The 14,412-nt window shown below is 53.6% G+C and carries 17 protein-coding genes; 8 read left to right on the plus strand and 9 right to left on the minus strand.

Annotation, left to right across the window (positions count from 1 at the left end; all coding sequences use genetic code 11):
* Positions 1 to 73: 73 nt before the first annotated feature.
* The gene (locus HV037_RS10605) at positions 74 to 640 is read left to right on the plus strand and encodes a VOC family protein (RefSeq protein WP_047502136.1); all 567 of its coding nucleotides are present in this window, start codon (positions 74 to 76) and stop codon (positions 638 to 640) included.
* Positions 641 to 642: 2 nt separating this feature from the next.
* Complete coding sequence (gene cutC / locus HV037_RS10610; RefSeq protein WP_181500319.1) at positions 643 to 1,389, plus strand: copper homeostasis protein CutC; 747 nt, start codon at positions 643 to 645, stop codon at positions 1,387 to 1,389.
* 166 nt (positions 1,390 to 1,555) lie between these two features.
* Here cutC and cmoB read toward each other — a convergent pair whose 3' ends face one another.
* Genes cmoB through HV037_RS10635 form a run of 5 tightly spaced genes read right to left on the minus strand, consistent with a single transcriptional unit; the run spans position 1,556 to position 5,134 of the window.
* On the minus strand, positions 1,556 to 2,524 hold the full coding sequence (gene cmoB / locus HV037_RS10615; protein ID WP_016153420.1) for a tRNA 5-methoxyuridine(34)/uridine 5-oxyacetic acid(34) synthase CmoB: 969 nt from the start codon (positions 2,522 to 2,524) through the stop codon (positions 1,556 to 1,558).
* On the minus strand, positions 2,521 to 3,264 hold the full coding sequence (cmoA, locus tag HV037_RS10620; RefSeq protein ID WP_016153419.1) for a carboxy-S-adenosyl-L-methionine synthase CmoA: 744 nt from the start codon (positions 3,262 to 3,264) through the stop codon (positions 2,521 to 2,523). Before cmoA ends, cmoB begins: the two co-directional genes overlap by 4 nt.
* A 40-nt stretch (positions 3,265 to 3,304) precedes the next feature.
* The gene (locus HV037_RS10625) at positions 3,305 to 3,700 is read right to left on the minus strand and encodes an MAPEG family protein (protein ID WP_016153418.1); all 396 of its coding nucleotides are present in this window, start codon (positions 3,698 to 3,700) and stop codon (positions 3,305 to 3,307) included.
* A 52-nt stretch (positions 3,701 to 3,752) separates the two neighbouring features.
* Positions 3,753 to 4,571 (minus strand): DUF72 domain-containing protein, encoded by an 819-nt coding sequence (locus HV037_RS10630; RefSeq protein WP_181500320.1) that lies wholly within the window; start codon positions 4,569 to 4,571, stop codon positions 3,753 to 3,755.
* Complete coding sequence (locus HV037_RS10635; RefSeq protein WP_181500321.1) at positions 4,568 to 5,134, minus strand: hydrolase; 567 nt, start codon at positions 5,132 to 5,134, stop codon at positions 4,568 to 4,570. Before HV037_RS10635 ends, HV037_RS10630 begins: the two co-directional genes overlap by 4 nt.
* Before the next feature lie 264 nt (positions 5,135 to 5,398).
* Here HV037_RS10635 and aspS point away from each other — a divergent pair, with 264 nt between their 5' ends.
* The 6 genes from aspS (at position 5,399) to ruvB (ending at position 10,655) form a co-directional block, all read left to right on the plus strand.
* Positions 5,399 to 7,171: an aspartate--tRNA ligase gene (gene aspS, locus HV037_RS10640; RefSeq protein ID WP_016153415.1), complete on the plus strand. Its 1,773-nt coding sequence runs from the start codon at positions 5,399 to 5,401 to the stop codon at positions 7,169 to 7,171.
* Between the two features lies 1 nt (position 7,172).
* Entirely contained in the window at positions 7,173 to 7,616 is a 444-nt protein-coding gene (nudB, locus tag HV037_RS10645) for a dihydroneopterin triphosphate diphosphatase (RefSeq protein ID WP_016153414.1), read from the plus strand.
* 28 nt (positions 7,617 to 7,644) lie between these two features.
* Positions 7,645 to 8,388: a YebC/PmpR family DNA-binding transcriptional regulator gene (locus tag HV037_RS10650; RefSeq protein WP_016153413.1), complete on the plus strand. Its 744-nt coding sequence runs from the start codon at positions 7,645 to 7,647 to the stop codon at positions 8,386 to 8,388.
* 34 nt (positions 8,389 to 8,422) lie between these two features.
* Positions 8,423 to 8,944 (plus strand): crossover junction endodeoxyribonuclease RuvC, encoded by a 522-nt coding sequence (ruvC, locus tag HV037_RS10655; protein ID WP_003034867.1) that lies wholly within the window; start codon positions 8,423 to 8,425, stop codon positions 8,942 to 8,944.
* A gap of 80 nt (positions 8,945 to 9,024) precedes the next feature.
* Positions 9,025 to 9,636, plus strand: coding sequence for a Holliday junction branch migration protein RuvA (gene ruvA / locus HV037_RS10660; protein WP_019076982.1), 612 nt, complete (start codon positions 9,025 to 9,027; stop codon positions 9,634 to 9,636).
* An 8-nt stretch (positions 9,637 to 9,644) separates the two neighbouring features.
* Entirely contained in the window at positions 9,645 to 10,655 is a 1,011-nt protein-coding gene (gene ruvB / locus HV037_RS10665; protein ID WP_016153411.1) for a Holliday junction branch migration DNA helicase RuvB, read from the plus strand.
* 74 nt (positions 10,656 to 10,729) lie between these two features.
* Here the strand turns inward: ruvB and purB are convergent, their stop codons facing one another.
* From purB to HV037_RS10685, 4 genes are read right to left on the minus strand one after another with little or no spacing between them, the layout of a single operon-like run.
* Complete coding sequence (purB, locus tag HV037_RS10670) at positions 10,730 to 12,100, minus strand: adenylosuccinate lyase (RefSeq protein ID WP_016153410.1); 1,371 nt, start codon at positions 12,098 to 12,100, stop codon at positions 10,730 to 10,732.
* 3 nt (positions 12,101 to 12,103) lie between these two features.
* Positions 12,104 to 12,745, minus strand: a complete 642-nt coding sequence (gene hflD / locus HV037_RS10675; RefSeq protein ID WP_016153409.1) for a high frequency lysogenization protein HflD — start codon at positions 12,743 to 12,745, stop codon at positions 12,104 to 12,106.
* Between the two features lie 34 nt (positions 12,746 to 12,779).
* Positions 12,780 to 13,886 carry a tRNA 2-thiouridine(34) synthase MnmA gene (gene mnmA, locus HV037_RS10680; protein ID WP_016156802.1) on the minus strand — a complete coding sequence of 369 codons (1,107 nt, stop codon included), beginning with the start codon at positions 13,884 to 13,886 and terminating at the stop codon, positions 12,780 to 12,782.
* 53 nt (positions 13,887 to 13,939) lie between these two features.
* Entirely contained in the window at positions 13,940 to 14,401 is a 462-nt protein-coding gene (locus HV037_RS10685) for an NUDIX hydrolase (RefSeq protein ID WP_019076980.1), read from the minus strand.
* Between the last annotated feature and the right edge of the window lie 11 nt (positions 14,402 to 14,412).

A 14,412-nucleotide genomic window follows, 5' to 3' on the forward strand; every position in this document is an offset into this window, starting at 1 on the left:
GAAAATCAGCAGTTGGTTGGGGCTGCGCAACAGGGTAAATTAGCGGCTTTGAATATGGATATGAGCTTTCATTATGGCGAACTGGCAAACAGTTGCAGAACTGCATGATATTTCCGCAGATTTACCGCATTTCATTCAGGCGTTAACGGATCTTTCCACTCGCCTTGGGCTGGATGTCTCATCGCTTGAAGCCGATCACATTTCTCTGCGTTGTCATCAAAATACCACCGCAGAGCGCTGGCGTCGTGGGTTTGAACAGTGCGGCGAATTGTTGTCAGAAAATATCATCAATGGCCGACCGATTTGCTTGTTCAAACTCGATGAGCCAGTTTGTGTGCAACACTGGCAATTTACTATCGTAGAACTGCCGTGGCCGGGCGAAAAGCGTTATCCGCATGAAGGCTGGGAGCATGTTGAAATTGTTCTGCCGGGTGAGGTGGAGACGCTGAATGCACGAGCGCTGGCGCTGCTTTCAGATCACGGGCTGAGCCAGCCGGGTATATTTGTAAAAACCAGTTCGCCAAAAGGCGAGCGCGAACGTTTACCGAATCCAACGCTGGCGGTCAGCGATGGCAGCGTGACGATAAAATTCCATCCGTGGTCGATTGAAGCCATTGTGGCAAGCGAACGTCAGGAGTGAGTATGGCATTACTGGAAATCTGCTGTTACAGCATGGAGTGCGCGCGCACGGCGCAGCAAAACGGCGCGGATCGCATTGAGCTTTGCTCGGCGCCCAAAGAGGGGGGCTTAACGCCGTCCCTGGGCGTCTTGCGTTCGGTTCGCCAGCATATCTCGATTCCGGTCAATCCCATTATTCGCCCGCGCGGGGGCGACTTTTGTTACACCGACGGTGAATTCGCTGCAATGCTGGATGATATTGCGATGGTAAGAGATCTGGGGTTCTCAGGGTTGGTAACCGGCATTTTAGATGCAGAGGGTGATGTCGATATGCCGCGCATGGAGAAAATAATGATCGCGGCGGGACCGCTGCACGTCACTTTTCATCGGGCCTTTGACATGTGCGCTAACCCACTCAATGCGCTAAAAAAATTAGCTGATTTGGGCATCGCCAGAGTGCTGACTTCCGGGCAAAAATCAGATGCGGCGCAAGGTTTAACAAAAATTATGGAACTTATTGCGCAGGGGGATGCTCCAATCATTATGGCCGGAGCGGGGGTTCGCGCCTCGAATTTGTCCCTGTTCCTTGATGCTGGAGTGCAGGAAGTCCACAGTTCTGCCGGAGTATGGTTGGCTTCCCCCATGCGTTATCGCAATTCGGGGTTGTCGATGTCTTCGGATCCACAGGCGGATGAGTATTCACGCTATGCGGTAGACGGGGCGGCGGTTGCGGAAATGAAAGCAATCATTGTACACCACCAGGCCAGCTGATTTTTACCGTTGCATCATGTCGCCCATATGATGCTTGCTCGTACCAGGCCCCTGCAATTTCAACAGGGGCCTTTTTTTATCCTGCATATTTCAAGCCGCAACGGAGCTGTCTGCCTTGCTGCAAGTTGAACTATTTTGCAGAAAGAGTGCTATCAGGCAAAAATGATTACGGCTTACGTGCAATCAATACCGCGCGTAATGGGGCCGGGTAGCCTTCCACCGTTTTGCTGTGATCGTTCGGGTCGAGGAAGTCGGCCAGTGATTCGGTTATCATCCACTCGGTGCGGCGCTGCTCTTCGGTGGTGGTGACGCAGACATCAGCGATGCGCACATCAACAAACCCACATTTTTCCAGCCAGTTTTTTAACGCCAGCGCAGAAGGAATAAAGTAAACGTTACGCATCTGCGCGTAGCGATCGCCCGGTACCAGTACGGTATTTTCATCACCTTCGACGACCAGCGTTTCCAGTACCAGTTCGCCATCTTTCACCAACTGATCCTTCAACTGCCACAGGTGTTCCAGCGGTGAACGGCGGTGATAAAGCACTCCCATGGAGAATACGGTATCAAAGGCGTTGAGCGCCGGAAGCTGCTCAATACCCAGCGGCAGCAGGTGAGCGCGCTGGTCATTGCCCAGCAGTTTACGTACTGCCTCAAACTGGCACAGAAACAGTTGGGTAGGATCGATACCAACTGCCAGATGCGCCCCCGCGCCAATCATGCGCCACATGTGATATCCACTCCCGCAGCCGACATCAAGAATGGTGCGCCCGGTGAGGTCAGACAAGTGCGGCAGAACGCGATCCCATTTCCAGTCCGAGCGCCACTCGGTATCTATATTGACGCCGTACAACGAGTACGGCCCTTTACGCCATGGCATCAGGTTACGCATCAGGGTGTCGATACGTTTGAGCTGACCGTCGCTGAGCGGCTCATCGCTTTCGGCGGTAACGCTATGCAGTAAGTCCAGGCGATGCGGCGTCAGCTCGGGCAGAAACTCGACCGCATTTGACCACTGCTTAAACAAGCCGTGCTGATCGCGCTGCCAGGTCGCGATTTGCGCCGGGAGCGTTTCCAGCCAATGGGAAAGGTGATTTTTGGCAATCAGTTGATAAAAGTTACCAAAGTCGATCATGCGCTAACCTCAGCTTTCAGTGCCACCAGAGAACCAAAGTTAAAGCACTGGAACCACAATTCGCTGTGTTCAAAGCCCGCCTGATGCAGTCTCGCTTTGTGCGTTTCGACCGAGTCGGTCAGCATCACGTTCTCCAGCATGCTGCGCTTTTGGCTGATTTCCAGCTCGCTATAGCCATTTGCCCGTTTGAAATCGTGGTGCATGTTGAACAGCAGCTCGCCAACGTTAGCGTCTTCGAAACTGAATTTTTCAGACAGTACCAGCGCGCCGCCGGGGTTAAGCCCCTGATAAATCTTATCCAACAATGCCTGGCGCTCAGGTGGCTCAAGGAATTGCAGGGTAAAATTCAGCACCACCATCGAGGCGTTTTCGATAGTAATGTTGCGAATATCGCCTTCGACAACGTCAACCGGTGTCGGCGCTTTATAGGCGTCAATATGACGGCGGCAGCGCTCAACCATAGCCGGGGAGTTATCAACGGCAATAATTTTGCAATTCTCGTGATGAATATTGCGACGCACCGAGAGCGTCGCCGCGCCCAGAGAACAGCCCAGATCGTAGACCTGTGTGTTGGGTTGTACGAAACGTTCGGCCAACATCCCAATCATAGAAATGATATTGGAATAGCCAGGAACGGATCGCTGGATCATATCCGGGAAGACTTCAGCTACCCGTTCATCAAAGGTCCAGTCACCCAGACTGGCGATAGGCGCAGAAAAAAGCGTGTCGCGGTGAGACATAACGTAAAAATCCGGGAAAAATAAAGTGGCGTATTGTGCGCTAATGCAGGGAGAAAACCAACTCCCAGGGCATATACCAAAGATTCGCCAGCACCATTAGCAACAGCGAACACCAGGTCGCGCTCATGCCTGAACGGCGCCAGCGGAAAAGCCGGTGATGGAATCCGTAATAATGCATCAGTCGTCCGGCAATCAAAATCAGCCCGCAAATATGCACCATCCACGTTTCAGCGCCGTTCATTTCCATAAATAACAGCAGCACCAATGCGACGGGAATATATTCCACCGCATTACCGTGAATGCGGATAGCGCTTTGTAGTTCGCTAAAACCTCCGTCACCATATGCAACGCGGTATTGCATGCGCAGGCGAACGACGTCAAAGGAGAACTTAATTAACAATAACGCACCCAATACGGCATAAAGCGCGCTTACCATACAAACTCCCTTTTAAAATGGCTGATGGCATTGACTATGATAGGTGGCATTTTCAGAAAAGAGAAGATTGCTGTGGAATAGACGGCGCTGATCCGATCTCTGGCAGGGCGCTGCGTAAATTTGCCCATAGCGTATCGACAAGCTCAGGGGCCTGCGCGATATCCGGGGTATGTAAAAACAGATACGGCGTTGTGGTTTGTTGCCATTGCGACAGCTTGGTCAGCCAGACGGCAAAAAGCGCGCTGTTTTGTGCCATATTATCGCTGCCGATAAAGCGTACCATCGGATGGTTTGCCGTCACCACTGCATGCACCGGAACCTTTGGCTTCTTGCGCTGGGCGTCACGTATCGCTTCAGTATGTGGTATTGCGGCATGTACCGGTCGACTGTCCAGAATCACCCGATTTACCCTGCGCTCATGTAGGCCTCGATTGAATAGCTGCTCTGTTTCGCCTTTGGCAAAGAAGTCCGGATGGCGAACTTCCACACCGTAGGTAAAGGATTTGGGGAGCGCATCGAGAAACTGCCACAAGGCTGGCAGGTCGTGCGGGCCAAAAGTTGCGGGTAATTGCAGCCAGTATTGCCCAATGCGTGATTCAAGTGGCGACATGCGCGTGAAAAACTCGTGTACCAGGTCATCGCAATTACGCAGCGCGGCCTGATGCGAAATGGTGGCCGGAAACTTAAAACAAAATCGAAACGCATCGGTAGTCTGCGCATGCCAGCGGGCCACAATGTCGGCTTTTGGCAGCGCGTACAGCGTGGTATTGCCCTCCACACAGTTAAAGTGGCGGGCATACTCTTCAAGGCTGGTGATCCCCAGACGCACCCATTTGGGATGCGCCCACTGGGGTAAACCGATATAAATCATAGCGCTTGCAGGATCTCGTCCACGCTGCGTACGCGTGCGATACGCGGGAAAATATGCGTCATGCTGCCCTGATGTTGCTCAGCGCTGGCGGCACTACAGGCGTTTTCTGCAACGATCAGATTAAAACCCAGCTCCCACGCATTTCGCGCCGTTGACTCCACGCCAATATTTGTGGAGATGCCGCACAGGACGATGGTCTCGATGCCCCGACGACGCAGTTGTAATTCCAGATCGGTGCCGTAGAAAGCTCCCCACTGGCGTTTGGTCACTTCGAGGTCGCTGGCGCATTTACCCAGAGCGCTCGGGTAATTCCACCAGTTTTCGGGTAACGCTTTGGCCGGAGCGTGAGCATCAACTGGCTGTTTCAGCGCTTCGGCATAATCGGCAGACCAGCCGACGCGCACCATTACCACCGGGGAACCGTGGGCACGGAATTTTTCCGCCAACTGCGCGGCGCGGGCAACCACGTCGTTTGCCGAGTATGGGCCGCCAGCGAAAGGCAGGATACCTTCCTGTAGATCAATAACAACAAGAGCGGTTGTTTTTGCGTTCAGTTCCAGCATGATCACTCCAGTAAAAAAAGAATTCCGTTACACCTTAATCGCGAATCAGTGTGAAAGGGACGACAATTTTTGTTATTTTTTGTGAGATTACGCAATGCCCGTCCAGGAAACAGGCGTACAGTCAGTACCGGACTTATCGTGCGGCAGAATTTCCAGTATAATAGCCGCCTTTTTTCATTCAGTTGTGACATTCAGCTAAAGCTGCGACTTCGTCACCTGCGAGACAGGTGACAATCCGCCTGCGGCAAAGTTAAGGGATATCTCATGCGTACAGAATATTGCGGACAGCTACGTCTGTCCCACGAGGGGCAGCAGGTGACTCTGTGTGGTTGGGTCAACCGTCGTCGTGATCTTGGTAGCCTGATCTTTATCGATATGCGCGACCGCGAAGGTATCGTGCAGGTATTTTTCGATCCGGACCGTGCGGATGCGTTAAAGCTGGCCTCCGAACTGCGTAATGAGTTCTGTATCCAGGTTACGGGCACCGTGCGTGCGCGTGACGCGAAAAACGTCAACGCCGATATGGCGACTGGCGAAATTGAAGTGCTGGCCTCCGATCTGACCATCATCAACCGTTCAGACTCGCTGCCGCTGGACTCTAACCATGTAAACACCGAAGAAGCGCGACTGAAGTATCGCTACCTGGATCTGCGTCGCCCTGAAATGGCGCAGCGCCTGAAAACGCGTGCCAAAATTACCAGCCTGGTGCGTCGTTTTATGGACGATCACGGCTTCCTTGACATCGAAACTCCGATGCTGACCAAAGCTACGCCGGAAGGCGCGCGCGATTACCTGGTTCCTTCTCGTGTTCATAAAGGTAAGTTCTACGCGCTGCCGCAGTCTCCTCAGCTGTTTAAACAGCTGCTGATGATGTCCGGTTTTGACCGCTACTATCAGATCGTAAAATGCTTCCGTGATGAAGACTTACGTGCTGACCGTCAGCCTGAATTTACCCAGATCGACGTTGAGACTTCCTTCATGACCGCGCCGCAGGTGCGTGAAGTGATGGAAGCGCTGGTGCGTAACCTGTGGCTGGAAGTTAAAGGTGTGGATCTGGGTGATTTCCCGATCATGACCTTTGCCGAAGCCGAGCGTCGTTACGGTTCTGATAAACCAGACCTGCGTAACCCGATGGAACTGGTTGACGTTGCCGATCTGGTGAAAGGCGTTGAGTTCGCCGTGTTCTCTGGTCCGGCGAACGATGCGAAAGGCCGCGTAGCTGCCCTGCGTGTACCGGGCGGTGCGAGCTTAAGCCGTAAGCAGATCGACGATTACGGTAACTTTATTAAGATTTACGGCGCGAAAGGACTGGCTTACATCAAAGTCACCGAGCGTGCGAAAGGCCTGGAAGGCATCACCAGCCCGGTTGCTAAGTTCCTGAACGCAGAAATCGTAGATGCGATTCTGGAGCGTACCGGTGCGCAAGACGGCGACATGATTTTCTTCGGTGCCGACAACAAGAAAGTGGTGGCCGACGCGATGGGCGCGCTGCGTCTGAAACTGGGCAAAGACCTGAACATTACCGACGAAGCCAAATGGGCGCCGCTGTGGGTTATCGACTTCCCGATGTTTGAAGACGATGGTGAAGGCGGTCTGACCGCGATGCACCACCCGTTCACCGCGCCAAAAGACATGACGGCCGCAGAGCTGAAAGCTGCGCCGGAAGACGCGGTTGCCAACGCTTACGATATGGTCATCAACGGCTATGAAGTGGGCGGTGGTTCCGTGCGTATTCACAACGGTGATATGCAGCAGACTGTATTCGGCATTCTGGGCATTAACGAGCAAGAACAGCGCGAGAAGTTCGGCTTCCTGCTGGATGCGCTAAAATACGGTACACCGCCGCATGCGGGCCTGGCGTTTGGTCTGGATCGTCTGACTATGCTGCTGACCGGTACTGACAACATTCGTGACGTTATTGCCTTCCCGAAAACCACGGCTGCAGCATGTCTGATGACTGAAGCACCAAGCTTTGCCAATGAAGCCGCGCTGGCGGAACTGAGCATTCAGGTTGTTAAGAAGGCCGAGAATAACTGATATGAGATACAAACAGCCTGTCTCGGTGTTAGTCGTGATTTATGCAAAGGACACCGGGAGAGTGCTGATGTTACAGCGACGCGACGATCCTGATTTCTGGCAGTCGGTCACCGGCAGCCTTGAAGAGGGTGAAACCGCGTCGCAAGCCGCGATGCGCGAAGTAAAGGAAGAGGTCGCCATTGATGTTGCGACTGAGCAACTGACCTTAATTGACTGTCAGCGCACGGTGGAATTTGAGATTTTTAGCCATTTACGTCATCGCTATGCGCCGGGAATTGAGCGTAATACTGAATCCTGGTTTTGCCTAGCACTTCCCTCTGAACGAGAGATCGTGTTCACCGAACATCTGACCTACCGTTGGGTTAATGCGCACGAAGCCGCGCAGTTAACCAAGTCGTGGAGTAACCGGCAGGCGATTGAAGAGTTTGTAATTAACGTCGCCTGAGAAGGCGCGCTTTTTGGAGAGATTATTTATGGCAGGTCATAGTAAATGGGCCAACACCAGACATCGTAAAGCAGCGCAGGATGCTAAACGCGGTAAAATTTTCACCAAAATCATTCGTGAGCTGGTGACGGCAGCCAAACTGGGCGGCGGCGATCCGGATGCTAACCCACGTCTGCGCGCCGCGGTTGATAAAGCGCTGGCAAATAACATGACCCGTGACACCCTGAACCGTGCAATCGCGCGTGGTGTTGGTGGCGACGATGATGCGAACATGGAAACCATCATCTATGAAGGTTACGGCCCTGGCGGAACAGCCGTTATGATTGAGTGTCTGTCTGACAACCGTAACCGTACCGTTGCGGAAGTGCGTCACGCATTCACTAAAACGGGCGGCAACCTAGGTACCGACGGTTCCGTAGCTTACCTGTTCAGCAAAAAAGGCGTGATCTCTTTTGAACAAGGCGACGAAGACGCCATTATGGAAGCGGCACTGGAAGCGGGCGCTGAAGACGTTGTGACCTTCGACGATGGCGCGATTGACGTTTACACCGCGTGGGAAGAGATGGGCAAAGTGCGTGATGCGCTGGAAGCGGCTGGTCTGAAAGCGGACGCGGCTGAAGTGTCTATGATCCCCTCCACCAAAGCGGATATGGATGCAGAAACGGCGCCGAAGCTGATGCGTCTGATCGATATGCTGGAAGACTGCGACGACGTGCAGGAAGTTTACCACAACGGCGAAATCTCCGATGAGGTTGCTGCAACGCTCGAATGATGTGGTTAAGCCATAAACTAACAGGAGATGCGTGATGTCTATCATTCTCGGCATTGACCCGGGGTCGCGCATCACCGGTTATGGCGTAATTCGTCAGGTCGGCAGACAGCTGACCTACCTCGGTAGCGGCTGCATTCGCACCAAAGTCGACGATCTTCCTTCACGTCTGAAGTTGATTTATGCAGGCGTGACGGAAATCATCACCCAGTTCCAGCCCGACTATTTTGCCATTGAGCAGGTCTTTATGGCGAAGAATGCCGACTCGGCGCTAAAGCTGGGGCAGGCGCGCGGCGTGGCAATCGTTGCGGCTACTAATCAGGATCTTCCGGTCTTTGAATACGCGGCCCGCCAGGTAAAACAGACCGTGGTGGGTATCGGCAGCGCGGAAAAAAGCCAGGTTCAGCATATGGTACGCACGCTGCTAAAACTCCCGGCAAATCCGCAGGCGGATGCCGCGGATGCGCTGGCGATTGCTATTACCCATTGCCACGTCAGCCAGAACGCCATGCAAATGAGCGAGTCGCGGCTGAATCTGGCGCGAGGTCGGTTACGTTAGTGACAAATGAGGCTGGATATCTATCCAGCCTTTTTTTATGATAGCGCATTACCTTTTAGCCCTTAACGCAGGAGCGTCACGTGATAGGCAGACTCAGAGGCATCATTCTTGAAAAACAACCCCCGTTGGTCCTTCTGGAAACCGGCGGAGTAGGCTATGAAGTCCATATGCCGATGACCTGTTTCTACGAGTTGCCGGAATCCGGGCAGGAAGCGATTATCTTCACCCATTTTGTGGTGCGTGAAGACGCTCAACTGCTATATGGTTTTAACAACAAACAAGAACGCACGCTGTTTAAAGAGTTAATCAAAACCAATGGCGTCGGGCCGAAGCTGGCGCTGGCGATCCTCTCCGGTATGTCTGCACAGCAGTTCGTTAATGCCGTTGAGCGCGAAGAGCTTGGCGCGCTGGTGAAATTACCGGGCATAGGTAAGAAAACCGCAGAGCGTTTGATTGTGGAAATGAAAGACCGCTTTAAAGGCCTGCATGGCGATCTCTTCACGCCGGCGGCGGATCTGGTCCTGACCTCTCCGGCCAGTCCTGCAACGGATGACGCCGAGCAGGAAGCGGTTGCTGCGCTGGTGGCGTTAGGCTATAAACCACAGGAAGCCAGCCGCATGGTGAGCAAAATTGCTCGCCCTGATGCCAGCAGTGAAACCCTGATTCGTGAAGCGCTTCGCGCGGCATTGTGAGGTAAAGGATGATTGAAGCAGATCGCCTGATTTCGGCTGTCAGCACGACCCCTGAAGATCTGGTGGATCGCGCGATCCGCCCCAAATTGCTGGAAGAGTATATTGGCCAGCCTCAGGTGCGTTCGCAAATGGAGATTTTTATCCAAGCGGCGAAGCTGCGCGGTGAAGCCCTCGATCACCTGCTGATTTTCGGTCCTCCAGGTCTCGGTAAAACCACGCTTGCCAATATTGTTGCCAATGAAATGGGCGTTAATCTGCGCACCACTTCCGGTCCGGTACTGGAAAAAGCGGGCGATCTGGCGGCAATGCTCACCAACCTTGAACCGCACGATGTGCTGTTTATCGATGAAATCCATCGCCTGTCACCGGTGGTGGAAGAGGTGCTGTATCCGGCGATGGAAGATTACCAGCTGGATATCATGATTGGCGAAGGGCCAGCTGCACGTTCGATTAAGATCGATCTGCCGCCGTTTACCCTGATCGGGGCGACGACGCGCGCCGGTTCGTTAACGTCTCCGCTGCGTGACCGCTTCGGTATTGTACAGCGCCTGGAATTCTATCAGGTGGCAGACCTGCAGCACATTGTTGGACGCAGCGCCCGCTTTATGGGACTGGAAATGAGCGATGAAGGCGCATTGGAAGTGGCACGCCGCGCCCGTGGTACGCCGCGTATCGCCAACCGTTTATTACGCCGGGTACGCGATTTCTCCGAAGTGAAGCATGACGGCACAATTTCAGCAGATATCGCCGCTCAGGCACTGGATATGCTCAATGTGGATGCGGAAGGATTCGATTATATGGACCGTAAGCTGCTGCTGGCAGTTATCGATAAGTTCTTCGGTGGACCGGTCGGACTGGATAACCTGGCGGCGGCGATTGGGGAAGAGCGTGAAACCATTGAGGACGTGCTGGAGCCGTATCTGATTCAGCAAGGTTTTCTGCAGCGAACTCCGCGCGGACGTATGGCAACGGTGCGGGCGTGGAACCACTTTGGCATTACACCGCCGGAAATGCCATAAGACTCAATAATCCCTGATGGCGCTACGCCTGGCAGGCCTACGATATGATGCAGGCCTGACAGGCGTAAAACAGATTACTTCAGTTCATCAACCATGGTGACGGCGCGACCAATGTAATTGGCCGGCGTCATTGCTTTCAGGCGAGTTTTCTCGTCTTCAGGCAGCGCAAGACCGTCGATAAACTGCTTCATACCTTCGGCGTCAACGCGTTTGCCGCGGGTCAGTTCCTTCAGCTTCTCGTATGGTTTTTCAATGCCATAGCGACGCATCACGGTCTGGATCGGCTCTGCCAGCACTTCCCAGTTATGATCCAGTTCATCCAGCAGATGATCGCGGTTCACTTCCAGTTTGCTCACACCTTTCAGCGTGGACTGATAAGCGATCAGCGCATAGCCAATCCCCACGCCCAGGTTACGCAGAACGGTAGAGTCCGTCAGATCGCGCTGCCAGCGGGAGACCGGCAGTTTGCTCGCCAGATGCTGCAGAACCGCGTTAGACAGGCCCAGGTTACCCTCGGAGTTTTCGAAATCGATTGGGTTCACCTTGTGCGGCATGGTGGAGGAGCCAATTTCACCCGCGATGGTTTTCTGTTTGAAATGGTTCAGCGCCACGTAACCCCAGACATCGCGGTCGAAGTCGATCAGGATAGTGTTGAAACGGGCGATGCAATCAAACAGCTCGGCAATGTAGTCGTGCGGCTCAATCTGCGTGGTGTACGGGTTCCACTGGATGCCCAGCGAGGTGACAAATTCTTCGCTGAACTGATGCCAGTCCACTTCCGGATAAGCGGCGATGTGGGCGTTATAGTTACCGACTGCACCGTTGATTTTGCCGAGAATTTCGACCTGATTGAGCTGGCGGTACTGACGCTCCATACGGTAAGCCACATTTGCCATTTCTTTGCCCAGCGTAGACGGGGTGGCTGGCTGACCGTGGGTACGGGAGAGCAAAGGAATATCGCGATACTGTACGGAAAGATCTTTCACCGCGTCGATAAGCTTGCGCCAGTACGGCAGAACCACTTCGTCACGGGCGGTTTTCAGCATCAGCGCGTGAGACAGGTTGTTGATGTCTTCTGAGGTACACGCGAAGTGGATGAACTCGGAAACAGCGTGCAGTTCCGGAATATCCGCTACTTTCTCTTTCAGGAAATACTCAACTGCCTTCACGTCATGGTTGGTCGTACGCTCAATGGTTTTGATACGCGCAGCATCTTCTTCATTGAAGTTAGCGACAATCGCATCAAGGAAACCGATTGCGTCGGCAGCAAAAGCAGGAACTTCCTTGATCGCTGCGTGCGCGGCCAGTTTTTGCAGCCAGCGTACTTCAACTTGTACACGGAATTTCAGCAAACCGTATTCGCTGAAAATCCCGCGCAGCGCGCTGACTTTATCGCCGTAGCGTCCATCGACAGGGGAAACGGCGGTCAGTGAGGATAATTCCATAGATCACAACTCCGGGGTTAAATGAGCAAGAATTTGTTTAGCCTGAGTCGTCAGGCGATTACGAGAAAACATGAGTTGCAGACGGCCTCCACCAACCTGATGCCAGAGCACGGCAGCGCGAATGCCAGCCAGCAGGGAAGCGCGTACTTTAGCCTGAACCTGTGGGCTCTGAAGGATGGCCGGGGAGCCCGTAACCTGAATACGTGGGCCGAGTGGGCTGATGACGTCAACATAAATGCCTGCCATCGCACTCATCAACGTTTCTGACTGCAAATCAAAATGGTCCAGTTGGCGCTGCAAGCCGTTGATGCGGTCTCCCAGCGTGTCCATAGCGCCTTTAGCGGCTGACAGCTTACGCTCCAGCACCATCAGGCTTAACGTGTAGCGGGTGAGTTCCGCGTTCAGCCCCTGACGACTGCTGGCGTTGAGCACGCCGAGCATCGTTTCCAGACCTAAACGCAGGTTGGCCTCGCTGCCGCCAAACACGCCCAGCGTAGAGCTGGGATTCATGTCGATGACACTGTTCAGTGAAACGTGCAATGCATCGGCATCACAATGCCCCTGGTGCGCCAGTTCCTGCACCAGGCGTGCCGACTGACAAATGCCTGCCAGAGCGAGGGTGATGTCATAATAATTCTTTGCCACGTTCACTGCTTCCTTGTATTAGATGTGTAAGTAATTATACCGGCAGAGGCAATCGTTGTTCGATAATGCCGCCGCCGAGGCACACTTCGCCATTGTAAAAGACAGCCGACTGACCCGGCGTTACCGCCGCGACTGGCTCGTCGAAAATGACTTCAATACGCTCAGCATCCAGCGCCTTAACGGTGCACGGAATGTCGGTCTGACGATAGCGGGTTTTCACCGTGCAGCGCATTGTGCCGGTGAACGGTTCGCGATCGACCCAGTGCAGCTGTTGCGCCACCAGGCCAACGGACATCAGACGCGGGTGTTCATGACCCTGAGCAACAACCAGAATGTTGTTCTCGACGTCTTTATCCACCACGTACCACGGATCTTCCGTGCCTTCTTTCGTCCCGCCAATGCCCAGACCTTTACGCTGACCCAGCGTGTGGTACATCAGGCCCTGATGCTGGCCAATCTCTTCGCCATCAACGGTGATGATTTTGCCTGGCTGAGCCGGCAGATAACGACCGAGAAACTCGCGGAACTTACGTTCGCCGATGAAGCAGATACCGGTTGAGTCTTTTTTCTTGGCCGTAATCAGACCGAGATCTTCGGCAATTTTACGCACCTGCGGTTTTTCCAGTTCGCCTACCGGGAACAGGCTCTGCGCGATTTGTTCATGACCGAGCGTGTAGAGGAAATAGCTCTGGTCTTTATTGCCATCGAGTCCACGCAGCAGGCGGCTTTTGCTGTCGACGTCGGCGCGGCGCACGTAGTGACCGGTGGCGATATAATCGGCACCTAAATCTTCGGCGGCAAACTCGAGGAAGGCTTTAAACTTGATTTCTTTATTGCACAGAATATCGGGGTTTGGCGTACGGCCCGCTTTGTACTCTTCAAGGAACAGTTCAAAGACGTTGTCCCAGTATTCTGCAGCAAAGTTGACGGTATGCAGTTCAATGCCGAGTTTGTCACAGACAGCCTGCGCATCCGCAAGATCGGCGGCCGCTGTGCAATATTCCTCGCCATCGTCCTCTTCCCAGTTCTTCATAAACAGGCCTTCTACCTGATAACCCTGTTGTTGCAACAGCCAGGCAGAAACGGAGGAATCGACACCGCCGGACATGCCGACGATCACTTTTTTTGGGCTTTCAGACATAGGAATACTCACGACATTGAACTTCAAGGCGGCATATTCTAGCACGCAGCCCCTTACTTGACACCCTCTGTAAACGGCCAGTTAAATTCGCCGATCATCGCCAGAGGGTAGCGCTGTCCGCTCTGATAGCAATGAATACTCTCCGCAACCAACGGCGAACGCAGATTTGGCGCTGAGAGAACCTCTTCTGCGCTGACCCAGCGACAGCAATCTATATCGCTGTCATGAGGTTCAGTAGCGCACATATTGGCAAGCTCGATAGAAAACAGAAAACGTAAAAAGGGCGTTTTGTCCGGCGCAATCCATTGATGCATCCGGATGAAGTGTTGCGGCTGCGCTTTGATGCCCGTCTCTTCCCACAGTTCGCGAGCGGCGGCTTGCACCAGGGTTTCATCCGCTTCCAGATGTCCTGCAGGTTGATTCCACAGGGCTTTGCCATTGATTGTTTCCTCAACGACTAAGAACTTATCTTCTGCATGCACAATGCAGGCGACCGTGACGTGCGGTTTGAACATACCTGTTCCTT

The sequence above is a fragment of the Citrobacter sp. RHBSTW-00017 genome (assembly GCF_013797615.1).
GTDB lineage: Bacteria > Pseudomonadota > Gammaproteobacteria > Enterobacterales > Enterobacteriaceae > Citrobacter > Citrobacter braakii.